Annotated in this window: 25 protein-coding genes; 10 read left to right on the forward strand and 15 right to left on the reverse strand. The window is 67.0% G+C overall.

What is annotated here, in order from left to right:
• Nucleotides 1-18 precede the first annotated feature (18 nt).
• Together EOW66_RS15390 and EOW66_RS15395 are read right to left on the reverse strand one after the other, a co-directional pair.
• Nucleotides 19-1,095 carry a cysteine desulfurase family protein gene (locus EOW66_RS15390; protein ID WP_128157184.1) on the reverse strand — a complete coding sequence of 359 codons (1,077 nt, stop codon included), beginning with the start codon at nt 1,093-1,095 and terminating at the stop codon, nt 19-21.
• A 157-nt stretch (nt 1,096-1,252) separates the two neighbouring features.
• Complete coding sequence (locus tag EOW66_RS15395; protein ID WP_128157185.1) at nt 1,253-1,711, reverse strand: Fe-S cluster assembly transcriptional regulator IscR; 459 nt, start codon at nt 1,709-1,711, stop codon at nt 1,253-1,255.
• A gap of 191 nt (nt 1,712-1,902) precedes the next feature.
• Between EOW66_RS15395 and EOW66_RS15400 the strand changes: the two genes are divergently transcribed.
• Genes EOW66_RS15400 through EOW66_RS15420 form a run of 5 tightly spaced genes read left to right on the forward strand, consistent with a single transcriptional unit; the run spans nt 1,903 to nt 5,115 of the window.
• Nucleotides 1,903-2,562, forward strand: coding sequence for an alpha/beta hydrolase (locus EOW66_RS15400; protein WP_113898714.1), 660 nt, complete (start codon nt 1,903-1,905; stop codon nt 2,560-2,562).
• Nucleotides 2,562-2,816 (forward strand): hypothetical protein, encoded by a 255-nt coding sequence (locus tag EOW66_RS15405; protein ID WP_128157186.1) that lies wholly within the window; start codon nt 2,562-2,564, stop codon nt 2,814-2,816. Before EOW66_RS15400 ends, EOW66_RS15405 begins: the two co-directional genes overlap by 1 nt.
• Nucleotides 2,813-3,412: an HD domain-containing protein gene (locus tag EOW66_RS15410; RefSeq protein WP_113898716.1), complete on the forward strand. Its 600-nt coding sequence runs from the start codon at nt 2,813-2,815 to the stop codon at nt 3,410-3,412. The genes EOW66_RS15405 and EOW66_RS15410 overlap by 4 nt, the downstream gene beginning before the upstream one ends.
• Nucleotides 3,409-3,840: a hypothetical protein gene (locus tag EOW66_RS15415; RefSeq protein WP_128157187.1), complete on the forward strand. Its 432-nt coding sequence runs from the start codon at nt 3,409-3,411 to the stop codon at nt 3,838-3,840. The genes EOW66_RS15410 and EOW66_RS15415 overlap by 4 nt, the downstream gene beginning before the upstream one ends.
• Before the next feature lie 60 nt (nt 3,841-3,900).
• Nucleotides 3,901-5,115 carry an NADP-dependent isocitrate dehydrogenase gene (locus tag EOW66_RS15420; RefSeq protein ID WP_128157188.1) on the forward strand — a complete coding sequence of 405 codons (1,215 nt, stop codon included), beginning with the start codon at nt 3,901-3,903 and terminating at the stop codon, nt 5,113-5,115.
• A 55-nt stretch (nt 5,116-5,170) separates the two neighbouring features.
• On the opposite strand, the gene EOW66_RS15425 is transcribed toward EOW66_RS15420, so the two are convergent.
• Nucleotides 5,171-5,407, reverse strand: coding sequence for a hypothetical protein (locus tag EOW66_RS15425; RefSeq protein WP_128157189.1), 237 nt, complete (start codon nt 5,405-5,407; stop codon nt 5,171-5,173).
• 414 nt (nt 5,408-5,821) lie between these two features.
• On the opposite strand from EOW66_RS15425, the gene EOW66_RS15430 reads away from it, so the two are divergent.
• The 4 genes from EOW66_RS15430 to typA all read left to right on the forward strand — a co-directional run bounded on the left by EOW66_RS15430 (nt 5,822) and on the right by typA (nt 9,360).
• Nucleotides 5,822-6,439 (forward strand): YitT family protein, encoded by a 618-nt coding sequence (locus EOW66_RS15430; RefSeq protein WP_128157190.1) that lies wholly within the window; start codon nt 5,822-5,824, stop codon nt 6,437-6,439.
• A 73-nt stretch (nt 6,440-6,512) separates the two neighbouring features.
• On the forward strand, nt 6,513-7,127 hold the full coding sequence (locus tag EOW66_RS15435) for a YitT family protein (protein ID WP_113898721.1): 615 nt from the start codon (nt 6,513-6,515) through the stop codon (nt 7,125-7,127).
• An 18-nt stretch (nt 7,128-7,145) separates the two neighbouring features.
• Complete coding sequence (locus tag EOW66_RS15440) at nt 7,146-7,478, forward strand: DMT family transporter (RefSeq protein WP_128157191.1); 333 nt, start codon at nt 7,146-7,148, stop codon at nt 7,476-7,478.
• Between the two features lie 61 nt (nt 7,479-7,539).
• Nucleotides 7,540-9,360: a translational GTPase TypA gene (gene typA, locus EOW66_RS15445; RefSeq protein ID WP_128157192.1), complete on the forward strand. Its 1,821-nt coding sequence runs from the start codon at nt 7,540-7,542 to the stop codon at nt 9,358-9,360.
• A 173-nt stretch (nt 9,361-9,533) separates the two neighbouring features.
• Here the strand turns inward: typA and EOW66_RS15450 are convergent, their stop codons facing one another.
• The 4 genes from EOW66_RS15450 to EOW66_RS15465 form a co-directional block, all read right to left on the reverse strand.
• Nucleotides 9,534-10,610, reverse strand: coding sequence for an ABC transporter ATP-binding protein (locus EOW66_RS15450; protein WP_128157247.1), 1,077 nt, complete (start codon nt 10,608-10,610; stop codon nt 9,534-9,536).
• Between the two features lie 47 nt (nt 10,611-10,657).
• The gene (locus EOW66_RS15455) at nt 10,658-11,464 is read right to left on the reverse strand and encodes an ABC transporter permease (protein ID WP_128157193.1); all 807 of its coding nucleotides are present in this window, start codon (nt 11,462-11,464) and stop codon (nt 10,658-10,660) included.
• The gene (locus tag EOW66_RS15460; RefSeq protein WP_128157194.1) at nt 11,461-12,342 is read right to left on the reverse strand and encodes an ABC transporter permease; all 882 of its coding nucleotides are present in this window, start codon (nt 12,340-12,342) and stop codon (nt 11,461-11,463) included. The genes EOW66_RS15455 and EOW66_RS15460 overlap by 4 nt, the downstream gene beginning before the upstream one ends.
• Nucleotides 12,343-12,543: 201 nt before the next feature.
• Complete coding sequence (locus EOW66_RS15465; RefSeq protein WP_128157195.1) at nt 12,544-13,956, reverse strand: aminotransferase-like domain-containing protein; 1,413 nt, start codon at nt 13,954-13,956, stop codon at nt 12,544-12,546.
• A gap of 89 nt (nt 13,957-14,045) precedes the next feature.
• On the opposite strand from EOW66_RS15465, the gene EOW66_RS15470 reads away from it, so the two are divergent.
• Entirely contained in the window at nt 14,046-14,243 is a 198-nt protein-coding gene (locus tag EOW66_RS15470; protein ID WP_128157196.1) for a DUF1127 domain-containing protein, read from the forward strand.
• Nucleotides 14,244-14,394: 151 nt separating this feature from the next.
• Here the strand turns inward: EOW66_RS15470 and EOW66_RS15475 are convergent, their stop codons facing one another.
• The 8 genes from EOW66_RS15475 to EOW66_RS15510 form a co-directional block, all read right to left on the reverse strand.
• Nucleotides 14,395-14,643: a hypothetical protein gene (locus EOW66_RS15475; RefSeq protein WP_113898728.1), complete on the reverse strand. Its 249-nt coding sequence runs from the start codon at nt 14,641-14,643 to the stop codon at nt 14,395-14,397.
• Between the two features lie 106 nt (nt 14,644-14,749).
• Nucleotides 14,750-16,045, reverse strand: coding sequence for an amidohydrolase family protein (locus tag EOW66_RS15480; protein ID WP_128157198.1), 1,296 nt, complete (start codon nt 16,043-16,045; stop codon nt 14,750-14,752).
• Nucleotides 16,042-16,989, reverse strand: a complete 948-nt coding sequence (locus tag EOW66_RS15485) for an ABC transporter permease (RefSeq protein WP_128157199.1) — start codon at nt 16,987-16,989, stop codon at nt 16,042-16,044. The genes EOW66_RS15480 and EOW66_RS15485 overlap by 4 nt, the downstream gene beginning before the upstream one ends.
• Nucleotides 16,986-18,032 carry an ABC transporter permease gene (locus EOW66_RS15490; protein WP_128157200.1) on the reverse strand — a complete coding sequence of 349 codons (1,047 nt, stop codon included), beginning with the start codon at nt 18,030-18,032 and terminating at the stop codon, nt 16,986-16,988. The genes EOW66_RS15485 and EOW66_RS15490 overlap by 4 nt, the downstream gene beginning before the upstream one ends.
• Nucleotides 18,022-19,554, reverse strand: a complete 1,533-nt coding sequence (locus EOW66_RS15495) for an ABC transporter ATP-binding protein (protein ID WP_128157201.1) — start codon at nt 19,552-19,554, stop codon at nt 18,022-18,024. Before EOW66_RS15495 ends, EOW66_RS15490 begins: the two co-directional genes overlap by 11 nt.
• Complete coding sequence (locus tag EOW66_RS15500; RefSeq protein ID WP_128157202.1) at nt 19,551-20,570, reverse strand: BMP family protein; 1,020 nt, start codon at nt 20,568-20,570, stop codon at nt 19,551-19,553. The genes EOW66_RS15495 and EOW66_RS15500 overlap by 4 nt, the downstream gene beginning before the upstream one ends.
• A 151-nt stretch (nt 20,571-20,721) precedes the next feature.
• Nucleotides 20,722-22,266, reverse strand: coding sequence for a Hint domain-containing protein (locus EOW66_RS15505; protein ID WP_128157203.1), 1,545 nt, complete (start codon nt 22,264-22,266; stop codon nt 20,722-20,724).
• A 225-nt stretch (nt 22,267-22,491) separates the two neighbouring features.
• Nucleotides 22,492-23,586, reverse strand: a complete 1,095-nt coding sequence (locus tag EOW66_RS15510; RefSeq protein ID WP_164881150.1) for a Hint domain-containing protein — start codon at nt 23,584-23,586, stop codon at nt 22,492-22,494.
• Between the last annotated feature and the right edge of the window lie 268 nt (nt 23,587-23,854).

Raw genomic sequence — 23,854 nt, forward strand, 5'->3', positions numbered from 1 at the left:
GTCTGCGCCGGGCGCGTCTCAGCGCCTTGCGCGGTGTTTGCGAAGCGCCCCGAGGAATGCCTCGGCGAAGCGCAAAACCTCGTCCCGTCCGATCCCGGGGCCAAGCGAGATCCGCAGGGCCGAGGCGGAGGCCTCCTCTGGCCAGCCCATGGCGCGCAGCACCTTGCTCGCGCGGACCTTGCCCGAGGAACAGGCCGAGCCCGCGGAAACCGCGTAGCCCAGCAGATCCATCCGCATCACCTGCGTTTCCCCCTTCCAGCCGGGGCTGATGACCGAAAGCGTGTTGGGCAGGATCGCGGGCGCGTCTCCCTGCACCCCCGGTCCACCCTCAGCGATCTCCCATCCTGGAAAATAGACTTCTTTCGTCGGGTATTCCAGAGCATTCTTTAGAATATTTCTAACTTCGGCGACCTCGTCCCAGACCCCGGCCGCCAGATCGCGCGCCGCAGCCTCGGCGGCGGCGCCGAAGCCCGCGATGCCGATCAGGTTTTCGGTGCCGGCGCGGCGGCCCATCTCCTGCCCGCCGCCCTTCAACTGCGCCGCGATGTCGGTGCCGCGCCTCACGATGAGCGCGCCGATCCCCTTCGGCCCGCCGAGCTTGTGCGCCGAGACGATCCCCGCGGTCAGCCCGAGCCAGTTGAAGGCGAAGGGGATCTTGCCGAAGGCCTGGGTCAGGTCGCTGACCGCGAGCCCCTCGGGCAGGGTCTGGATCACCCCTGTCTCGGAATTGGCGAGCTGCAGCGTCGCCTGCGCGGGATCGGGCACGGCGACCCGGCCAAGCCCGTCGACGGCGAGGCTCGGCGCGCACCAGGCCTGCACCGCATCATGTTCGACGCCGGCGCAGGCAAGGTCGCGTCCGGTGAGTGCCAGCGAGGCCGCCTCGGTCGCGCCCGAGGTGAAGATCACATCCTGCCCCTCGGCACCAAGTGCCGCCGCGACCTGCGCCCGCGCCCGCTCGATCAGCGCCTTCGCCGCCCGCCCCTCGCCATGCACGGAGGAGGGATTGCCGGGCACCTCCATCGCCGCGACCATCGCCGCCTTCGCCTCGGGGCGCAGCGGCGTCGTGGCATTCCAGTCGAGATAGAGGCGCGACATCAGAGCGCGCTCCCGGCCCCGGCCGGGGATGCCTCCGGCGGGAGTATTTGGGCAAGGAAAAGCCGGGACGTATCAGAACCTGCCCCCGCGGCTTTTTCTTGGCAAAAATACTCCCCGCGGAGCGTCCCGCAGGTGCCGCCGGCGCTGCCCTCGGGCATTACTCGTCCACCACCGAGAACAGGCTCGGCACCGCCGGGCAGGGTTTCAGGCCGTTCTTCACCACATCCTCGAGCGTGGTCTGGTGCAGGAAGACGAAGACCTGCGCGCTCAGGCTTTCCCACAGCCGGTTCGACAGCGACTGCGCGCGCGAGCCCGAGATCCCCCCCGAGGCGCCGGCGCCGACATGCAGTGCCGAGACGGTCTCGTCCACCGCCTCGAAGATCTCGGAGATGCGGATGTCCTTCGGCTCCTTCGCCAGCCGGTAGCCGCCCCCCGGGCCGCGCACCGAGGCGACCAGCCCCGCCCGGCGCAGCCGCACGAAGAGCTGCTCGAGATAGGGCAGCGAGATGTCCTGCCGTTTCGAGATCTCGGCAAGCGAGGTCATCTGACCCGCGCCCACCATCGCCAGGTCGACCAGCGCCACCATCGCATAGCGCCCTTTCGTCGAAAGCTTCATCCTCCACCTCCCGCGTCGCCGCGAAATCCCTGCGCAAGCATTGACGCCGGGCCTTGGGCCGCTTAACTCGAAAGCACCCGAACCCCGGCATGATGCCGGGCCCGTTCGTCCTAGGGTGTCCGAGCGAAAGCGTCAAGAACGCGCGCCGCCGCACCCCCTTTGGACGCACGCGATTGAGCAGGCGAGAGACGATGCCCGAAGTCATTTTCCCCGGTCCCGAAGGTCGCCTCGAGGGCCGCTACCACCCGCAGCCCATCCCGGACGCGCCGATCGCGATCATTCTTCACCCCGATCCGAAATTCGGCGGCACGATGAACAATCGTGTCGTCTACAACCTGCATTACGCCTTCCACAAGATCGGCTTCACCGTGCTGCGCTTCAACTTCCGCGGCGTCGGCCGGTCGCAGGGCGAGTATGACGAGGGCATCGGCGAGCTGTCGGATGCCGCCTCGGCCCTCGACTATCTGCAGGCGATGAACCCGAATTCGAAGCATTGCTGGGTCGCGGGCTTCAGCTTCGGCGCCTGGATCGGCATGCAGCTGCTGATGCGCCGGCCCGAGATCACCGGCTTCGTCTCGGTCGCGCCGCCGGCGAACATGTATGATTTCAGCTTCCTTGCCCCCTGCCCGTCCTCGGGTCTGATCATCAACGGCACCGCCGACCGCGTGGCGCCGCCGAAGGACACCCACACCCTGGTCGGCAAGCTGCGCGAGCAGAAGGGAATCACCATCTCGCACGAGGAGATCGAGGGGGCGGATCACTTCTTCAAGGACGACGAGGCGCATATGAAGCCGATGATCGACCATGTGCAGACCTATGTCCGGCGCCGCCTGACCGAAGGGTCGCGCTGATGGCCCTGATCGACGAGCTTGCCGACGACCTCGCCGCCAAGACCATGGTGGCGATGAAGGAGCTCGACGACGACCGCTTCTACATGCAGGTGGCGAAGGTGATCGGCACCTCCTCGCCCTCGCTGCAGGAGGCCTTCATGACCTCCTGCCGGCTGCGGATCTCGGCGCAGCGCGGCGAGGCGTTTCTGGCTGACGCACTGAAGGCCTGGCGCGAGGGGGCGGCGGCCCCGCGCGACACGGAGGGCGGGCAGTGACCGAGCCGCGCCTTGCGCAGCAATTCGCCTTCCTGCTCGAGGCGGAGAAGCTGAAGTCCGTCACCCGCGCGACGCCGATCGCCGACAACAGCCGGCGCGAGAATTCGGCCGAGCACAGCTGGACGCTCGCGCTTTACGCCTTGGTGCTGGCCGATCAGGCGGCGCCCGGCGTCGACGTGAACCGCGCGATCCGGATGCTGCTGCTGCACGATCTCGTCGAGATCGACGTGGGCGACGTGCCGATCCATTCGGGCAATGGCGCTGCGCATGACGCGCCCGCGGTGCAGGCGGCCGAGGCCGCGGCGGCCGAGCGGCTGTTCGGCCTTCTGCCCGCCGATCTCGGCCCCGAGCTGCGGGCGATCTGGACCGAGTTCGAGGCGAACGAGACCCCGACCGCGGTCTTTGCGAAATCGCTCGACCGGGTGCAGCCGGTGCTGCTCAACCATCTGGGCGGCGGCGGCTCCTGGCTTGAATACGACGTGACCTGGCCGCAGCTTGAAACCCGGGTCGGCGGCAAGGTCGCGCGCGGGCTGCCGCGGGTCTGGGACTGGGTCGAGGCGAAGATCCGGCCGTGGTTCGAGGACCGCGGCAGATGATCCCGCTGGCGTCGATCGTGGCCCGTTTTGCCGCCGCGATCGCGCTGCCGGTTCTGGCGTGGCTGATCGGCGCCCTGCTGGTGCACCTTGCCCTGCCCGCCCCCGAGACCGCGGCCGGGAGTTTTCCGCTTGCGGCCCTCGTGCTGCGCGCCCTGCCGATGCTGGTGGCGATTGCGCTCTGCGGCGTCATCGCCGAGGACCGCGCGCCCTACATGGGCTTCGTCAACCTGCTCACCACCGCCTGGGTCGCGCTCTTCGTCGTCAACCTTCTCGGCGCGCTGGCGGCGACGCCCGAGGGCGAGGACGGACAGGCCGCGCTGATGACCGCCGTCGTGCTCAGCGCCGCCGCGGCGCTGCCCGGAACCGCGCTTGCGACCTTCCTCTGGTTGCGGCGGCGAAAGTCGGTATACCAAGGCATACAGCACTAGTCAGGCACCCTGAAATCGGCTAAGACGCAGCCGACGAGTCATCCAACCGAGGAGGCACCTGTGACGAAGATCAAGGTAGAGAACCCCGTCGTCGAGCTCGACGGCGATGAAATGACCCGGATCATCTGGGAGTTCATCAAGAAGAAGCTGATCCTTCCCTATCTCGACATCGACCTGAAGTACTACGACCTCGGCATCGAGAATCGTGACGCGACCGAAGACCAGGTCACCATCGACGCCGCGAACGCGATCAAGCAGTATGGCGTCGGCGTGAAATGCGCCACCATCACGCCGGACGAGGCCCGCGTCGAGGAATTCGGCCTGAAGAAGATGTGGAAGTCGCCGAACGGCACGATCCGCAACATCCTCGGCGGCGTGATCTTCCGCGAACCGATCATCTGCAAGAACGTGCCGCGGCTCGTGCCGGGCTGGACCCAGCCGATCGTCGTCGGCCGTCACGCCTTCGGCGACCAGTACAAGGCCACCGACTTCCGCTTCCCCGGCAAGGGCAAGATCACGATGAAATTCGTGGGCGAAGACGGCACCGTGCAGGAATATGACGTGTTCGACGCCCCCGGCGCCGGCGTCGCCATGGGCATGTACAACCTCGACCAGTCGATCATCGACTTCGCCCGGTCGTCGATGAACTATGGCCTGATGAAGGGCTGGCCGGTCTATCTCTCGACCAAGAACACCATCCTCAAGGCCTATGACGGCCGCTTCAAGGACCTGTTCCAGAAGGTCTACGAGGAAGAGTTCGAAGAGAAGTTCAAGGCCGCCGGCATCCATTACGAACACCGCCTGATCGACGACATGGTCGCCTCGGCGCTGAAGTGGTCGGGTGGCTACATCTGGGCGTGCAAGAACTACGATGGCGACGTGCAGTCGGACACCGTGGCGCAGGGCTTCGGCTCGCTCGGCCTGATGACCTCGGTGCTGCTCACCCCCGATGGCAAGACCGTCGAGGCGGAAGCGGCGCATGGCACCGTGACCCGTCACTACCGCCAGCACCAGGCCGGCAAGGAAACCTCGACGAACTCGATCGCCTCGATCTTCGCCTGGACCGGCGGCCTGAAGCATCGCGCCAAGCTCGACGGCAACGAGCAGCTGGCGAAATTCGCGACCACGCTCGAGAAGGTCTGCGTGCAGACCGTCGAGGACGGCTTCATGACCAAGGACCTCGCGCTGCTCGTCGGCCCGGATCAGAAGTGGCTCACCACCATGGGCTACCTCGAGAAGGTCGACGAATACCTGAACAAGGCGCTGGCCGGCTGAAGAAGCCCGCCGCGCAGGGAGGGAAGGGCCGGCGCTTGCGCCGGCCCTTTTCACCTCACCACATGTGTCTCACCCAGTCCGGCATCGGCGGCGAGGCCCCCCGCGGCGGCAGACCGACGTCGCGCCGCAGGTGATCGTCGAGCATGTCGAGCCGAGCTTTCGTGCGCCGCGTGCCATCGCCGCGCAGCGCCGCGGCCAGCAGGGCAAGCGTGACGCGCCGCAGTCCGTGACGGGCGACGATCGCATCGAGCAACGACAGGCTGAGGGTGGAAACAGGATCGGTCCTGGTCATTTTGTGTTCCGGGGCGGCACGCGCCACCGGCCTCCTTGGGGTGTGGACAGGAAGACCGGACACGACGGAACGCGACGGGGCCGAAAGCGGCCACAGGGCTGTCAGGGGTATCCGGTCGGAGGTTTCAGAACAGGCGCCGGAGCGCCCGGGGCAGAAAGGTCAGGCCTGTCGGTAATAGGCTCGTGCCGAGGTGCCATGAGTGGCGGTCTGCCCGCCGGTCAGGAGTGCGTATGCGTAATTGAACATGGTCCGCCCTCCTGTCTGAAATTGCCGGATGGCGGCACCCTGCCCCGCGACAGTGAGTCGCGCCAAGAAAAAAGGCCGCGCATCGCGGTGCGGGCGCCACAGGCGTTGCACATCGGCCACAGCCGCGCCCTCTTGCCGCATCGGGCAACCCGTGAGAGAACCGCAGCCATGATGCTGCTCACCTCGCCCGCCCCCGACCGCCACACCGCCCTCGAAGACGCGCAGGGGCTCGTCTCCGGCACGATGCTGACCGCACTTTCGGTCAGCTTCCTGCATGCGACGGGTCTGTTCACCGGGCAGATCGCCGGGCTGGCGCTGGTGCTGAGCTATGTCACCGGGATCGGCTTCGGCACGCTGTTCTTCTGCCTGAACCTGCCCTTCTACTGGCTCGCCTTCCGCCGCATGGGGGCGACGTTCACGCTCAAGACCTTTGCCGCGATCGCGCTGATGTCGGGCTTCACCACGCTCGCGCCGCATCTGCTCGACTTCAGCCGGCTGAACATCGCGGCGGCGGCGGTGCTGGCGGGGGTGATCTCGGGCGCGGGTCTCCTGATGCTCTTTCGCCATGGCGCGAGCCTTGGCGGCGTCGGCATCGTGGCGCTCTATCTGCAGGACAAGACCGGCTTCAAGGCGGGCAAGACCCAGGTCCTGTTCGATTGCGGCGTGTTCCTGTTTGCCGCCTTCGTGCTGCCCTTCGACAAGGTGCTGTGGTCGGCCCTCGGTGCGATGGTGCTGAACATCATCATCCTCATCAACCACCGCCGCGACCGCTATATCGCGCACTGACATGCGCATCCCGCATGCCAGCCATGCGCAAGGATGAATGGACGTCGCTGCGGCGCAGCGCGATAATTAGGTCATGGATTCTGACCTTCACCCCGAAAAGCACTACACCCTCTTCGAAGACCTGCAGGGCCTCGTGATCGCCTCGGCGCAGGCGGCGCTTGGCCTGCACCTGCTGCGCGCGGCGGGGCTGGTGACGGGCGGCACCGCAGGGCTTGCGCTGATCCTGAGCTATGTCACGCACTGGAGCTTCGGCGCGATCTTCTTCGTCATCAACATCCCGTTCTACGGCTTTGCCTATTACGCGCGCGGCACGGTGTTCTGCATCAAGAGCCTGATGACCGTGACCTTCGTGTCGCTGATGGCCGAGGCGCTGAAGCCGCTGCTGCAGATCTCGGCGATCAACCCGGCGGCGGCGGCCGTGCTCTTCGGCGTCTCGACCGGGGTCGGGCTGCTCGGCCTGTTCCGGCACTCGGGTTCGCTTGGCGGGGTGTCGATCGTCGCGGTGATCTTGCAGGACAAGTTCGGCTTCAAGGCGGGCTGGACCCAGACCATCCACGATCTGATCCTGTTCGCCGCGGCGCTGACCATCATGCCCTGGCACCAGGTCGCCTGGTCGCTTCTGGGCGCGGTGGTGCTGAACGTGGTGATCGCCTTCAACCATCGGCGCGACTGGTATATCGTCACCTGACACCAGCCGGGGCCGCGCTTGAAAACCTATCTCTTCCTGCTGATCGCCGTCGCCTTCGAGACCTTCGGCTCGAGCTGTCTTCAGGCCTCGAACCAGTTCACCCGGCTCTGGCCGACGCTGGGCGTCGTGGCGGGCTTCGCCGGCGCCTTCTGGTTCTTCTCGCTGGTGCTGCGCGATCTGCCGCTCGGCGTCACCTATGCGCTGTGGTCGGGCATCGGCATGGTGCTGATCGCCGGCTCGGGCTGGCTGCTCTTCGGACAGAAGCTCGACCTTGCCGCAATTCTCGGCATCGGCCTGATCCTCGCCGGAATCGTCGTCATCAACCTGTTTTCATCGGCCGCTACGCACTAGGTGCTGGCATCGCCCCGGCTTTTGCCGTAAGGCCGGGCCAAATTCTGACAAGGCTGAACTCATGGACATTCGCAACATTGCGATCATTGCACACGTCGACCACGGCAAGACGACCCTCGTTGACAAGCTCCTGCAGCAATCGGGGGCCTTCCGCGAGAACCAGGCGGTTGCCGAACGGGCGATGGACAGCAACGACATCGAACGCGAACGCGGCATCACCATTCTGGCCAAGTGTACCTCGGTCGAATGGAAAGGCACGCGCATCAACATCGTCGACACCCCCGGCCACGCCGACTTCGGCGGCGAGGTCGAGCGCATCCTGAGCATGGTGGATGGCGTCTGCCTGCTGGTCGACGCGGCCGAAGGCCCGATGCCGCAGACGAAATTCGTCACCTCGAAGGCGCTCGCGCTCGGCCTGAAGCCGATCGTGGTGCTGAACAAGGTCGACAAGCCGGCGGCCGAACCCGACCGCGCGCTGAACGAGGTCTTCGATCTCTTCGCCAACCTCGGCGCCAGCGACGCGCAGCTCGACTTCCCGCATGTCTATGCCTCGGGCATCGGTGGCTGGGCGGATGCCGAGCTCGACGGCCCGCGCAAGGATCTCTCGGCGCTGTTCGACCTGATCGTGAAACACGTCGAGCCGCCGAAGCAGATCGCGCGGCAGGACGAGTCCTTCCAGATGCTCGCCACCACGCTCTCGGCCGACCCCTTCCTCGGCCGCCTGCTGACCGGCCGCGTCGAGGCCGGCAAGCTCAAGGTCGGCGACGCGCTCAAGGCGCTCTCGCGCGAGGGCGACCGGCTCGAGCAGTTCCGCTGCACCAAGATCCTCGCCTTCCGCGGCCTGAGCCAGCAGCCGATCGACGAGGCCGTCGCGGGCGATATCGTCACCGTCGCCGGCATGGCGAAGGCGACCGTCGCCGACACGCTCTGCGCGCTCGACGTCGACACCGCGCTGCCCTCGCAGCCGATCGACCCGCCGACGATCTCGGTCACCTTCGGCATCAACGACAGCCCGCTCGCCGGCAAGGACGGCACCAAGGTGCAGTCGCGCGTGATCCGCGACCGGCTGATGAAGGAAGCCGAGGTCAACGTCGCGATCAAGGTCGAGGACACCCCCGGCGGCGAGGCCTTCGTGGTCTCGGGCCGTGGCGAGTTGCAGATGGGCGTGCTGATCGAGAACATGCGCCGCGAAGGCTTCGAGCTCTCGATCTCGCGTCCGCGGGTGATCTTCCGCGAAGAGAACGGCGAGCGTCTGGAGCCGATCGAGGAAGTGATCGTCGACGTCGACGACGAATACTCGGGCGTGGTGATCGAGAAGCTGACCGGCAACCGCAAGGGCGACCTCGTCGAGATGCGCCCGGCCGGCCACGGCAAGACCCGCATCGTCGCCCATGTGCCCTCGCGCGGCCTGATCGGCTATCAGGGCGAGTTCATGACCGACACCCGCGGCAACGGCGTGCTGAACCGCATCTTCCACAGCTGGGCGCCCTACAAGGGCACGATCACCGGCCGTCGTCAGGGCGTGCTGATCTCGATGGAATCGGGGATCTCGGTGGCCTTCGGCCTGTGGGGGCTCGAGGATCGCGGCAAGCTCTTCATCGGCGCGCAGGAACAGGTCTATGTCGGGATGATCATCGGCGAACATTCGCGCGAGAACGATCTCGAGGTGAACCCGATGCGCTCGAAGAAGCTGACCAACATGCGCGCCTCCGGCACGGACGAGGCAGTGCGCCTGACGCCGCCGGTGCGGATGTCGCTCGAAGAGGCGATCGCCTATATCAACGACGACGAGCTGGTCGAGGTGACGCCGAAGATCGTGCGGCTGCGCAAGCGCCTGCTCGACCCGAACGAGCGCAAGCGCGCCTCCCGCGCAGCAGAATAAGAAACAGGGGGGCGCTGCCCCCCTCTTTCATTCGTGCCGAATGAAATTCACCCCCCGGGATATTTCGGGCGATTGGAAGCCCGGGGCGTTCCCCCTTCCAATTGCCGCAAATATCCCGGGGGGTGAATTTGGCGCAGCCAAAGAGGGGGGCAGCGCCCCCCTTTTCCTGTTTCTCAGCGGAAGAGCACGAGCGCGCCCGGCGACCAGGCGACGCGGGTGCGGGTGCCGACATCGAGCACCGGGCGGCCGAAGACATTGCGCATCGAGATCCGCACCGGCGCCGCGACGCCGTCGAGCTTGACGTCGTAATAGGTCATGTCGCCGTAATAGACGACCTCGTCGATTGTCGCCGATGCCTCGCGGTCATGCGCCTGCTGGCCCTCGTAAAGGATGGTCAGCGTCTCCGGCCGGAAGCCCACCACCGGTTCGCTGCCCGAGGCCCGGGCCGAGGCCTGTTCCCCGGTCACCTCGAAACGGCCAAGGCCGCCGACGTCAAGTTGCACGTGGCCTGCCGCCTCGCCGAGGATCTGCGCCGGCAGGAAGTTCATCACCCCGATGAAATCGGCCACACGACGCGAATTCGGTCGGCGGTAGAGGGTTTCGGGGTCGGCGAGCTGGGCGATCTCGCCCTCGAACATCACCGCGATCCGGTCCGACATCACGAGGGCTTCTTCCTGGTCATGGGTGACGAGGACGAAGGTGATGCCGACCTCGCGCTGCAGCTTGATCAGCTCGACCTGCATCTGCTCGCGGATCTTCTTGTCGAGCGCCGAGAGCGGCTCGTCGAGAAGCAGCACCTTCGGTTTCAGGATCAGCGCGCGGGCGAGCGCCACGCGCTGCCGCTGGCCGCCCGAAAGCGCATGGGCCGCGCGCGCGCCATAGCCCTTGAGCCCGACCATCTCGAGCGCCTCTTCCACCGCCTTCGCCTTCTCGGCCTTCGAGCGCGGATCGCGGCGCAGGCCGAAACCGACGTTCTCGCCCACGGTGAGATGCGGGAAGATCGCGTAGGACTGGAACACCATGTTGGTCGGGCGCTTGTTCGGGGCGACATCGGACATGTCCTTGCCGTCGATCAGCACCGCGCCCGAGGAGATGTCCTCGAAGCCCGCGATGGTGCGCAGAAGCGTGGTCTTGCCGCAGCCCGAGGGGCCGAGCAGCGAGAAGAACTCACCCTCGCGGATCGTCGCGGTGATCCCGCGCAGCGCGTGGTAATCACCGTAGTATTTGTGCACCTCGTGGAACTCGATCATCTTCGCGCGGCTGTCGAGCGGTGCGCGGGCCGCGGCGTTGAGCTGGCTCACAGGAAACCTCCGGTATCTTTGGCGCCGGTCTTCGCGAGGCCGCGGCGGCGGAAATATTCGGCGATGGTCAGAAGCACGATCGAGGCGACGACGAGGCAGGTGCCGAGCGCCATGATCATCGGGATCTGCTTCGGGAAGCGCAGCTGCGAGAAGATGTAGATCGGCAGCGTCGTCTCCTTGCCGGCAAGCGAGAAGGCCACGATGAACTCGTCGAGCGAGATGGTGAAGGACATCAGCGCCGAGGAGATGATGCCCGGCGTGACGAGCGGCAGGATGATGAGGCGGAAGGTCGACCATTTCGTCTCGCCAAGGTCATAGGCCGCCTCCTCGAACGAGCGGTCGAGCGAGGAGAAGGCCGCGTTCAGCACCGCGATCGCATAGGGCGTGGCCATCAGCGTATGGCCGAGGATCACGGTGAAGAGCGAGAGCGGCATGCCGACGGCGAGCAGCACGACGAGAAGCGAGGAGGCGATGATGATCTCGGGCAGCACGAGCGGCAGCATGATCAGCCCCATCACCCCGGTCTTGCCGGGAAACTTGAACCGGGTGCTCGCCCGCGCGGCAAAGACGCCGAGCGTGGTCGACAGGATCGAGGTCGAGACCGCGATGATCAGTGAGTTCTTCAGCGCAAGGCCCAGCGTCTCGTTGGCGAAGAGATCGCGGAACCAGTCGAGCGTGAAGCCCTTCAGCGGAAAGGCGATGATCGTCCCCGAGTTGAAGGCGAAGACCGGCAGCAGAACGATCGGCGCATAGAGGAAGATCAGATAGAGGAAGGCATAGCCCTTGAGCGAGGAGAACTTCATTTCGACCCCCGCAGGAAGCGCCGGTTGAGGAACAGGAAGACGAGCGCCACCGCCGCCACCGCCAGCATCGCCGAGATCGCCATCGCCGAGCCGAGCGGCTTGTTGTCGATCTTCAGAAGCTGCTGATAGATCACGTTCGCCACCATCGGGAGTTTCCCGCCGCCGATCAGTTCGGGCGTGACGTAATCGCCGATCGTCGGGATGAAGACGATCATCACCGCGCCGATCACGCCGGGCATGGCGAGCGGCAGCGTCACCCGCCAGAAGGTCATCAGCCGGTTTTCCCCCAGATCGAGCCCCGCCTCGAGCAGCGAGCGGTCGATCTTCTCGAGGCTGACGAAGATCGGCAGGATCGCGAAGGGCGCATAGGCATGGGCGAGCGTGATCGAGATCGCGCCGATCGAGTTCAGCATCTGCAGCGGGTGATCGGTGATGCCGAGCCCGGTCAGGATCGAGTTGATGACGCCGTTGTAGTTCAGGATCACCTTCCACTGGAACACCCGGATCAGATAGGAGGTCCAGAACGGGATGGTGATCAGGAACAGCCAGCGCGACTTCTTCGAGGCCGGCACGTGGAACGAGATGAAATAAGCGATCGGGAAGGCGAGCACCACGGTGACCAGCGTCACCAGCGCCGAGACGATGACCGAGCGCAGCAGGATCGAGCGGAAGATCGGGTCGCTCCAGGCCTCGGCATAGTTCGCCGTGGTGAGGTCCGGGATCACCACCAGATAGCCGTCGGTGAAGAAGGAATAGGCGACGAGCGTGACGAGCGGCGCCGCCAGAAGCAGGATTGCATAGATCAGCGTCGGGCTGATCATCATGTAGCCGCTCACGGCCTCTGACCGGGCCCATCGCTTCAGAGGGGATGCTGCCATATTCCACCGTCTCCCAAGCGCACCGTCTGTGCGGCGCTTTCGGGCTCACGAAAGCACAAGGCACCGGCAGAGGAAAGGGGAAGCTTTCCGGGTTTTTCGCGGCAGCTGCAGAGCTCTTCGGCAGATGCCTGATTTTTCAGCGTGTTTCCGCCCCCTGCGCCGGGGCGGCACGCAGCGGCGGAGCGCGGTTCCGGCCCGGGCTCAGATCGGCAGGTCGCCGGGCGGATTCTCCAAAATCCGCGCAAGGCGGCCGGTGGCACGCAGGAAACGCTCCTCGGGCACGCCGCCGGCGAGCGCGATGCGCACCGCATTCGGCGCCGCGCCGTCCTGCAGGATGTATTCGTCGGCCGAGCGCAGCAGCACCCCCTCGGCCTCGGCGACCCGCGCGAAGGTCGAGGCGCGCCAGCCGAGCGGCAGCCGCAGCCAGATGAAGCTCAGCCCGGGCTGCCAGCCGATTTCCTGCCCGGCAAAGCGGTCGACCAGGATCTCGAGCCGGCGCGACATCACCTCCTGCGCCGCCCGACGCAGCCGCATCGCATCCCCCGAACGGAACAGCCGGGTGATGATGTCGGTCACCGGCCGCGGCAGGCCGAAAAAGCTGTGCTGCGCGGTCAGCCGCCCCGCCTCGCCCATGCCATCGGGGGCAACGACGATGCCAAAGCGCATCCCTGCCGAGATCGTCTTCGACAGCGAGGTGACATGCCAGGTGCGTTCGGGCGCGATCGCGCGCAGGCTGTCGAGGCCCGAGACCGGCGCGGTGTAGCAGTCGTCCTCGATGATCTGCAGATCATGGCGGCGGGCGACCTCGGCGATGGCGAGGCGGCGCTCGGCGCCCATGCGCACCGTCGTCGGGTTCTGCGCGTCGGGGGTGACGCAGACCACCTGCCCGCCGTACCGCCTGCAGGCGGCATCGAGCGCGGCCGGCACCATCCCCTCGTCGTCGAGCGCGACCGGCACCACCTCGGCGCGGTTCAGCCGCGCGGCATGGCGAAAGCCCGGATAGGCGAATTCTTCGCACAGCACCACCGGACGGTCGCCACGCAGGCAGCATTGCATCACGATGTTGATGCCGTTCTGCCCGCCGTGGCTCAGCACCAGATCGTCGGCCGAGATCATCGGCTCGAAGGTATAGCCCGAGAACCATTCGATCACCGCCTCGCGGCAAAAGAGATCGCGCCTCAGCCCGGGATATTCCAGATATTGCCGGCCAAGGTTCTCGGCGGCCTCGCTCATCGCCGCCTTCAGCGCCTCGGTCTGGCCGACATCGGGCAGCTGCGGCGAGCGCAGATCGACGACGCCATCGTCATCGTCGCAATCGGTGAGCGGCTGGCGGTAGAGCGGTTCGGTCGGGCCAAGGCGGCGTGATTGTGTCGATACAAACGTGCCGCGGCCCACCGCCGCCTCGAGCAGCCCCTCCTGCGTGGCGATCTGATAGGCGCGCGCCACCGTGCCCGGAGTCACGCTCAGCCGCCAGGCCAGGTCGCGCACCGTCGGCAGCCGCGCCCCCGGCGCCAGATCGCCGCGGCGCACCCCTTCACGCAAGGCGCGCACCAGCGAAAGATATTTCGGACCGGCGTTCAGGGAGAGGTCAGGCTTCCAACTTGTATCTGTCACAATGTTTCTCTGGCACGGATTGTAACCTTTATTATAGGGTCCATTACCAGAGATCACATGATTGTATCAATACAGAAAAGGGTATCTCCATGTCGTCGCTCACGCTGCGCCGCTCGTCTCTCCTGCCGCTCAAGGCCGTGGCTCTGCTGCGCCTTGTCACGCACCGGATCGAGACCCGCCGCACCCGTCTGGCCCTTGCGCATCTCGATGCGCATCTGCTGCGTGACATCGGCATCTCCTGGGAAGCGGCGCAGGCAGAAGCGCAGCGCCCGTTCTGGAGAACCTGAGTTCGGGTGCCGCGCAGTCCCCTGTCGGCCCTCTTCCTGAGCCGGGTGCTTGCACCCGGCTTTTTTTCTGTCCAGCCGTCTTTCGGCACAGCCGAAACGCCAAAAGGCCGCGCGAAACGCGCGGCTTGATCGGCGGCGGCACCGGTCGGGATCAGTGCAGCACGGCCTCGATCGCGATCGAGCGGCGGCGCAGTTCGGCATAAAGCGCGGGCAGCACCTTCAGCTGCCGCGAGGCGCGGGCGAGCGCCTCCTCGAGCTGCGATTCGGAGGTCTTGCCACGCACACGCCAGACCAGCCGGCGCGAAACACCGTCGTCATAGACGATCTCGAGCGCATCCTCGCGCTTGCGCATGCCAATGAAATCGAAGCCCCCGTCAGGGGCGTGAAAGCCTGTCTGCATCTGTTCACTGCCCGATTATTTTTTTGTTTCGGTGCCTTGGTGATGCGCCCGGCCGCGACTCGGGTCAAGACACGGGGGCGTGAGGGCGGATCCTGCGGGGGCCGCGTCACCTCGTCGCAACAGGCGCGCCCGCGGCATGGCGGCGCGCGACGGTCGCCGGGCGCCCCGGCAGGCTCAGCCGCGCGTCGTTGCGCGCGCGCTCGGACACCACGCGGCCCTTGGCGATCACGCACAGCCGCTCGGCGCGCAGGCGCAGCGCCTCGACCGGGTGGCCGGCGTCGAGCACGACGAGCGAGGCGGTGCAGCCCGGCGCAATCCCATAGCCCTCGAGCCCGAGGATCCGGGCGTTGCCCGCCGTCACCATCTCGAAGCAGCGCGCCATCTCCGCCGGCGCCGACATCTGCGCCACATGCAGCCCCATGAAGGCCACGTCGAGCATGTCGGCGGTGCCGAGCGAATACCACGGGTCAAGAACGCAATCCTGACCCCAGCCGACCTCGATCCCCTGCGCCAGCATCTCCTTGACCCGGGTCAGGCCGCGCCGCTTCGGAAAGCTGTCGTGGCGCCCCTGCAGCATGATGTTGATCAGCGGATTGGGGATCGCCGCGATGCGCGCCTCGGCGATCAGCGGCAGGAGTTTCGAGACGTAATAATTGTCCATCGAATGCATCGAGGTCAGGTGGCTGCCGACGGCCCTGCCCTGCAGCCCGGTGCGGGTGACCTCATAGGCCAGGGTCTCGATGTGGCGGCTCATCGGGTCGTCGGTCTCGTCGCAATGCAGGTCGATCGGCAGCCCGCGGCCGGCCGCAATCTCGCACAGGTCGCGCACCGAGGCCGCACCCTCGGCCATCGTGCGCTCGAAATGCGGGATGCCGCCGACCACGTCGACGCCCATGTCGAGGGCGCGGATCAGGTTTTCGCGCCCGCCCGGGGCGCGGTAGAGCCCGTCTTGCGGGAAGGCGACAAGCTGCAGGTCGAGCCAGTCTTTCACCTTTTCCCGAACCTCCAGAAGCGCCTGAACCGTGCGCAGCGCGGGGTCGGTGGTGTCGACATGCGAGCGGATCGCCAGAAGCCCCATCGAGGCCGCCCAGTCACAATAGGAAAGCGCGCGCTCGACCATCTCCTCGACCGTCGCCTCGGCGCGCAGCTCGCCCCAGAGCGCGATCCCCTCGAGCAGCGTGCCCGAGGCGTTGATCCGCGGCGTGCCATAGCTGAGCGTGGCATCGAGGTGGAAATGCGGGTCGACGAAGGGCGGCGCCACCAGGCAGCCGGTGGCGTCGACCACCCTGCCCGCCTCGGCCTCGATCCGGCCGACGGCGGCGATCGTCGTGCCTCTGATGCCGATATCCGCCTGCCGCCCGTCGGGCAGCACGCCCCCCTTCACCAGAATGTCGAAGCTCATCTTTCCCCCTTGTTGAACGGCACCATCAGCGCCGCCGGCACGCTCGCGCGGCGCGACATGACGACGAGCGCGAGGATCGACAGAAGATAGGGCGCCATCAGGAACACCTGATAGGGCAGCGTGGCGCCAAGTGCGGTCTGTTGCAACCGGATCTGGCCGGCGTCAAAGGCGGCGAAGAGAAGCGCGCCCAGCACCGCCTTGCCCGGCTTCCAGCCGCCGAAGACGACGAGCGCGATGCAGATCCAGCCGCGGCCGTTCACCATCTCGAAGAAGAAGGAGGAAAAGGCCGAAAGCGTCAGGAAGGCGCCGCCCACGGCCATCAGCCCCGAGCCCACGGTGACCGCGCCGATGCGCAGCGCGGTGACGGAGAGCCCCTGCGCCGCGACCGCGGCCGGGTTCTCGCCCGCCGCGCGCAGGGCAAGGCCCAAGGGCGTGCGGAAAAGGACGAGTGCGGTCAGTGCCGCCACGGCAAAGCCCGCATAGGTGAGCGGGGTCTGCGCAAAGAACCCCTCGCCGATCAGCGGGATCGCGGCCAGCCCCGGAACGGACCAGGGCGCGAAGGGGGTGATCTTGGGCGGGCTCGTGACCTCGGGCAGCGCGAGGCGATAAGCGAAATAGGCCGCCGCCGTCGCCAGCAGCGTGATGCCGAGGCCGACGACATGCTGGCTGAGGCCGAAGGGCACGGTCAGCACGCCATGGAGCAGACCGAAGGCCATCCCCGCCAGCATCGCGACGCCCACGCCCAGCCACAGCCCGCCGCCCAGATAGACGGTCAGCCAGCCGGCGAAGGCGCCGAAGACCATGATCCCCTCGATGCCGAGGTTCAGCACCCCGGCGCGCTCGCAGATGAGCTCGCCCATCGTGGCGAAGATCAGCGGCGAGGCGATGCGCACCAGCGCCACCCAGAAGCTTGCCGACAGCAGGATGTCGAGAACATCGGTCATCGCCACACCACCCGATAGCGCACCAGCTGCATCGCCAGCACCATGTAAAGAAGCGCCGAGGCGAGCAGCAGATCGGCGATATAGCTCGGCACGCCGGCGGCGCGGCTCATCGCGTCGGAACCAACGAAGATCCCGGCGACGAACAGCGCCGCGACCACCACGCCGCCCGGATGCAGCGCGGCGAGCATCGCGACGATGACGCCGGTGTAGCCAAAGCCGGGGCTCAGATCGAGGGTCAGCGTGCCCTTGAGCCCGGCGACCTCGGAAAAGCCCGCAAGCGCCGCAAGCCCGCCCGAGATCAGCGCCGTCTTCACCAGCACCGCGCCCACCGGCACGCCGGCAAAGCGCGCGGCGGCTGGGTTCAGCCCCACCGCGCGGATCTCGTAGCCAAGCCGCATCCGCGCCTGCATCAGCCACACCAGCCCCGCCGCGATCAGCGCGAGGCCAAAGCCCCAGTGCAGCCGCAGCCCCTCGATCAGCCGCGGCAGGCGCACCGATTTCGCGACCGGCGCCGATTTCGGCCAGCCCATCCCCATCGGGTCCTTCAGCACACCCTCGAGCAGCATCGAGACGACGAGCAGCATGACGAAGTTCAGAAGCAGTGTGGTCACCACCTCGTCGACGCCGAGCCGGGTTTTCAGCAGCACCGGGCCGAGCAGGACCAGCGCCCCGGCAAGCGCCGCGGCGAGCCCGATCAGCGCGCTGCCGGCAAAGCCCGTCACGAGCGGATGTGCGCCCAGAACGGCGGTGACCAGCGCGCCCGCGTAAAGCTGCGCCTCGGCGCCGATGTTCCACAGCTTCGCGCGGAAGGCGACGGCGACGGCAAGGCCGGTGAAGATGAGCGGCGTCGCCCGGTTCAGGGTTTCGAGCGCGGCGAATTTCGAGCCGACGGCGCCCTGCACGATCAGCCCGAGCGTGGCGAGCGGATCGGCCCCGGCCGAGAGCGCAAGAAGCGAGCCGGTGACCACCGTCGCGACCAGCGCCGCGGCGGGCAGGCCAAGGCGGCGCAGCAGGCCCGGATTGGCGACGGGCTCAAGCCGCATGATCGAACCCCGCGCCCGCCATCCATTGCCCCAGCTCGGCTGCGCCCATCGTGCCGCGGGCGAAACCGGGCGACAGCCGGCCTTCGGAGATCACCTGAACCACGTCCGACAAACCCATGATTTCATCCAGATCCTCGGAAATGAGCAGGACCGCCGCGCCGGCATCGCGCGCGGCGATCAGGCGGGAATGGACATAGGCCACCGCACCGATGTCGAGCCCGCGCACCGGCTGGTTCGCGAGGATGATCTTCGGCCGCGCCTCGAGCACCCGGCCGAGGATCAGCTTTTGCATGTTGCCGCCCGAGAGCAGCCGGATCCGCGTCTCGGGGCCCGGGCAGCGCACGTCGTAATCGGCGATCAGCTCTTCGGTGAAGCGCCGCGCCGTGCCCATGTCGAGAAGCCCCGCGCGGGTGAGCTGAGGATAGGTCTCGAGGATCGCATTCTCGGTCAGGGTGAAATCGGCGATGGTGCCGGTCCTGTGCCGGTCCTCCGGGATCCGGCCGATGCCCGCGGCAAGGGCCGCGCGCGGGCTCCACTCGGCGGGTGCTGCACCCGACAGGATGAGCCGCCCCGCCGCCGGAACGATCAGCCCTGACAGCAGATCGGCGAGCGCCGCCTGACCATTGCCCGACACCCCCGCAAGCCCGGTGATCTGCCCCGCGCGCAGATCGAGGCTGACGTGTTTCAGCCCCGGCCGCGCGCCCGCGTCGGGCGTCGTGACGTCGTCGAGCCGCAGCAGCACCGGCCCCGGCACGCCCGCCGCCACCCGCGGCAGCGCGACCTCGGCGCCCACCATCATCGCGGCGAGCGCCGCGGGGCTGGTATCGGCGGTTGCGACCGTGCCCACCACCTTGCCGTGGCGCAAGACCACGACCCGGTCGGCCGCCGCCATCACCTCGTGCAGCTTGTGCGAGATGAAGATCACCGACAGCCCCCGCGCCGTCGCCCGCCGCAGCGTGGCAAAGAGCGCCTCGCTTTCCTGCGGGGTCAGCACCGCCGTCGGCTCGTCGAGGATCAGCACCTGCGCCTCGCGGTAAAGCGCCTTCAGGATCTCGACGCGCTGACGCTCGCCCACCGAAAGCGCACCGGTGCGCGCCTCGGGCTCGACCTTCAGCCCGAAATCCTTTGCCAGTGCCCGCACCCGCGCCCGCGCCGCCGCCCGGTTCAGCCGCAGCGACCACAGCGGCCGGGTGCCCAGCAGGATGTTGTCGAGCACGGAAAGATTGTCGGCGAGGGTGAAATGCTGATGCACCATGCCGACCCCCGCCGCGATCGCCGCGCGCGGGGTGCCGGGCGGCAGCACCTGCCCCCTCACCTCGACCGTGCCGGCATCCGCCGTGTAATGGCCGAAGAGGATGTTCATCAGCGTGGTCTTGCCCGCGCCGTTCTCGCCCAGAAGCGCCACCACCTCGCCGCGCGCGAGGCTCAGGCTCACCGCGTCATTCGCGGTGAGCGCCCCGAAGCGCTTGGTGATGCCGTCAAGGCGCAGGACGATTTCCCGCGCCGGATCTGTCCGGGTCACGATGCCTTCGGCTCGCTGTCGTCGACGGTCACGGTGACGCTGCCGGCCTTGATCGCGGCTTCCTTCTCGGCCACCAGAGCGAGCGCCGCGGCGGGCACCTTGCCCGCGAAGGTGCCGAGCGGCGCAAGGCTGCAGCCGCCGTGGCGCATCGTCGAATAGACGCCGTAATCGGCGGCGGTGAAGCTGCCCGCGGTCACTGCCTTCAGCGCGGCGTCGAAGGTGGGCTGGAAATCCCACAGCGCCGAGGCGACGACGGTCTCGGGGTAATCGGCCTGGGTGTCGATGACATTGCCGATCGCCAGCACGCCCTTTTCCTTCGCCGCATCCGAGACGCCGAAGCGTTCGGCATAAAGCAGATCGGCGCCGCCCTCGATCATCGCGAAGGCGGTCTCCTTCGCCTTCGGCGGGTCGAACCACGAGCCGATGAAGCTGACCATGAAGCTCGCATCGGGGCGGGTTTCCCTCACCCCCGCGATGAAGGCGTTCATCAGCCGGTTCACCTCGGGGATCGGGAAGCCGCCGACCATGCCGATCTTGCCGGTCTTCGTCATCGCGCCGGCGATGATGCCGCTCAGATAGGAGGCGTCCTGGATGTAATTGTCGAAGACGCCGAGGTTCGGCACCTCGTCGCTCGGCGGGAAGGAGGAGCCGAGCAGGAAGGCGGTGTCGGGATAATCGGCGCAGACCTCGCGCGCCTCCTGCTCGACGCCGAAGATCTCGCCGACGATCAGCTTCGCCCCGCCCTCGGCATATTCGCGCATCACCCGCGGATAGTCGGTGTTCGCGGTGTTCTCGGACCAGCTGTAGTCGATCAGCCCCGCCTCCTTCGCCGCCATCGCGGCCTTGTGGATGCGGCTGACCCATTGCTGCTCGACCGGGACGGTGTAGACGCCGGCGACCTTCACCGGTTCTGCGGCGCGCAGCCGGCCGGGCAGAACGGCCGTGGCCAGCACCGCGCCCGAAGCGGCAAGCAGCTGGCGGCGCGAAAGGGTGAGCGTCGCGGTCGTCGGTTTCATTCCTGTCCCCCGTGTCTGGTGTTTGACCAGACGGTAAAGGGGCGCGGGATTCGCGCAAGCGAAGCCCGGCCCGTTCGGGGGGAGGACGGGGCGGCGCCGGGCGGGCGCCCGTTTCCCGGGCATGACCGCCCGGGTTTTGGGCAGGCCCTGCTCAGGCCGCCATCAGCACCCGCACCTCGTGGCGCTTGAGCGACAGCCGCGCCGTTTCCCAGCTGCCGTCGCCGGCCCGCTCGCGCAGCGCGGGGAAAAGGGTGAAAAGCTCGTCGCGCTGCGGCGCATCCATGCTGCCGAGCGACTGGTCGCCGGGCTGGAAGCTTTCGGTCCAGGCGCCGTTCGCCAGGATGATCTCGTGGTTGTCGAACAGCAGGTGCAGATAGCTGACCCGGTCCACCTCGAGCCGCTCGACCCCCGGCGTGCCGACCAGATGCAGCGCCGCCGCCAGCACCTCGGCCTCGCCGAAGAGAAGCTCGGCGCGCGGGCCGGTCAGCAGCATCCGGTGCTGCGGCGAGACGATCATGTCGGCCTCGGGCATCGAGGGGCCAAGCGCGTCGCGGCGGATCCGCACCGGCTGCAGCTGCGGGCGCAGCATCAGCTCGACCCGGCCGAGATCGCGCCGGCCGATCCAGCGGATCGTCTGATAGCCGTTGTCGCGGGTCAGCACCCGCATGCCGACGGCCAGCTCCTCGACTGCGACGGGGCCCTCGTTGGTCTCGATCAGCGTGCCCGGGGTAAAGCAGGGCACGACCTGCACGTTCTCGATGTTCGAGAAGGTGGTGGTGGTGCCGTTCGCCCAGCGGATGATGCCGCTTTCGCCGCTGGGGTCGTTCGGATCATAGATCACCCGCGCGCGGCCGTTCAGGATCAGCGTGTCCCGATCGCTGCCGTCGGCGTCTTCCTCGCCATTGATGATCGCGGTGTCGCCATAATCGACAACGATGGTGTCGCTGCCGGTGCCGCCGTCGTAGACGTCACCGCCATCGCCGCCGACGATATAGTCGTTGCCGGCGCCGCCATAGATCGTGTCATTGCCGCCGTCGCCATAGAGCACGTCGGCCCCGTCGCCGCCGTCGATGTAATCGGCGCCATCGCCGCCGTGAATGGTGTCGTTGCCGGTGCCACCAAAGATGGAATCGTCGCCGGTGCCGCCATAGAGCAGGTCATTGTCGGCCCCGCCGTCGAGAAGGTCGTTGCCGCTTCCGCCGTAGATCGTGTCCTTGCCCGCCTCGCCATAAAGCGAGTCATCGCCGCCCGCCCCGTCGAGGTAGTCATTGCCCGCCCCGGCATAGAAGACGTTGGTATAGGCGTCGCCCGGCACGGTGCTGGACCCGTCGAAGCCGACCAGCGTGTCGTTGTAGGCCGAGCCATAGATCCCGTCGACGCCCGAGAGCGTGTCGCCCGCCGCGTCGCCGCCGCTGGCCGCCCCGGAGGCGAGGTTGACATTCACCCCCGCGCCGGAATCGGAATAGTCGGCATAGTCCATCCCCGAACTGCCGTTCAGGGCGTCGGAGCCGGAACCACCATGCAGCGTGTCATCGCCCGCGCCCCCCAGCAGCGAGTCATTGCCGGTGCCGCCATCGAGCGAATCGTTGCCGTCATTGCCGCTGAGCGTGTCGTTGCCGCCATAACCCTTGATCGTGTCGGCAGAGGAAGTCCCGTTGAGCGTGTTGTTCCAGTTGTTCCCGTTGATCGTCGCCATGCTCACTCCACCATCACGCAACCGCTCGACGCAGCATCTCGCGATGAAGATCGCGGCTGGCGGTGGCAACACGGCGTCGGCGGCAAGGCATTTCCGCGATGGCTTTGTGGCGGAAAGGTGGCCCCGGGCAGAGGCGGCACAATGACAAAAGCCGCCCGGCCCCACATCATCGTGGCGGGCCGGGCGGTGGATTGGTCAACAGTCCGTTTCGATTTGCGAAACGCCTCAGGCGCGGCGCAGCATCGCGGCCTCGTGGCGCTTCAGCGTCTTGCGGGCAGCGACATAGCCCTGGCGACCGGCCTTCTCGCGCAGTTCGGGGAACAGCGTGAAGATCTCGGCGCGCTGCTCGCGGCCCATGCTGTCGAGGGTCTGGTCGCCGGGCTGGAAGCTTTCGGTCCAGGTGCCGTCGGCCAGCACCACCTCGTGGCGGTCGAACATGAAGTGGATGTAGCTGGTGCCCAGCGTCTCGATCGCCTTCACACCGACATTGTCGACCAGATGCTTCGCCGCGACCAGCACCTCGTGCTCCTCGAAATAGAGCGAGGTGCGCTCGTTCGAGACCAGCATGCGGTGGTTGGGCGAGACCATCATGTCACGCTCGGGCAGGCCGCGGCCAAGCGCGCCGGCGCGGATCAGCACCGGGCGCAGGTTCGGCGAGACGGCCAGCTCGGCCGCCGAGAGGTCACGCTGACCGGTCCAGCGGATCTCCTGGATGCCGTTGTCGCGGGTCAGCACCTTGTCGCCGGGGCGCAGGCTCTCGACCGGCTTCTCGCCGCCGGGCGTGGCGATCATCGCGCCGGGGGTGAAACAGGGCACGAACTTCTCGATGTCGTGGTAGTTGATGTTCGCCCACTCGTTCGTGGTCGAATTGTAAAGCTGGATCTGGCCGTTGAACCCGGGCTGGCCGTTGGTCTCGGGGTTCTTGACGAAGTTCTTGATCTCGAAGCCCTGCTGCAGCAGCGCCGAGAAGTCGAGCGTGTCAAAGTCCCTGCCGCCGCAATCACCGTCCACCGTGGTGTTCAGCGTGCCACCACAGGCGTCCGGCGTCGACGACAGGTTCACAATGAAGACGTCGGCATCGTCACCGCCATCCAGCACGTCGTTGTCGCCGCCGCCATAGATGGTGTCGTTGCCATCACCGCCATAGACCTTGTCATACCCGTCGCCGGCATAGATCAGGTCATCGCCATTGCCGCCATAGATGGTGTCATTCCCGGCCTTGCCGACGATCGTGTCGTCGCCATTTCCGCCCGAGATGTAATCTGCGCCGTTGGTGCCGACGAGTGAGTCGTCACCATTACTTCCCGGAATCCAGGCCATGAGCATCCTCGAAATTGTTCGCTGAAGGGCGGCTCACGGTGCACACTGCTCTGGGCCCGCGATGCTCGAATTAAGGAAACATTAAGGCATTTTGCAGGCGCAGAGAAGACGTCAGACGGGTGAAAACGCGATTATCTATGCGCTTGGTTAATATTGCGGCATTTATGGGGCGAACATAAAACAATCGCGGGAACGCCCGGGCGTCGTTTCCAAAATGACGACAGTCCCCGCTCTCCCGGCCCCATCCGTGACGAATCGCCACAGGCCG

Source organism: Paenirhodobacter huangdaonensis (assembly GCF_004022465.1).
Classification (GTDB): Bacteria; Pseudomonadota; Alphaproteobacteria; order Rhodobacterales; family Rhodobacteraceae; genus Rhodobacter; species Rhodobacter huangdaonensis.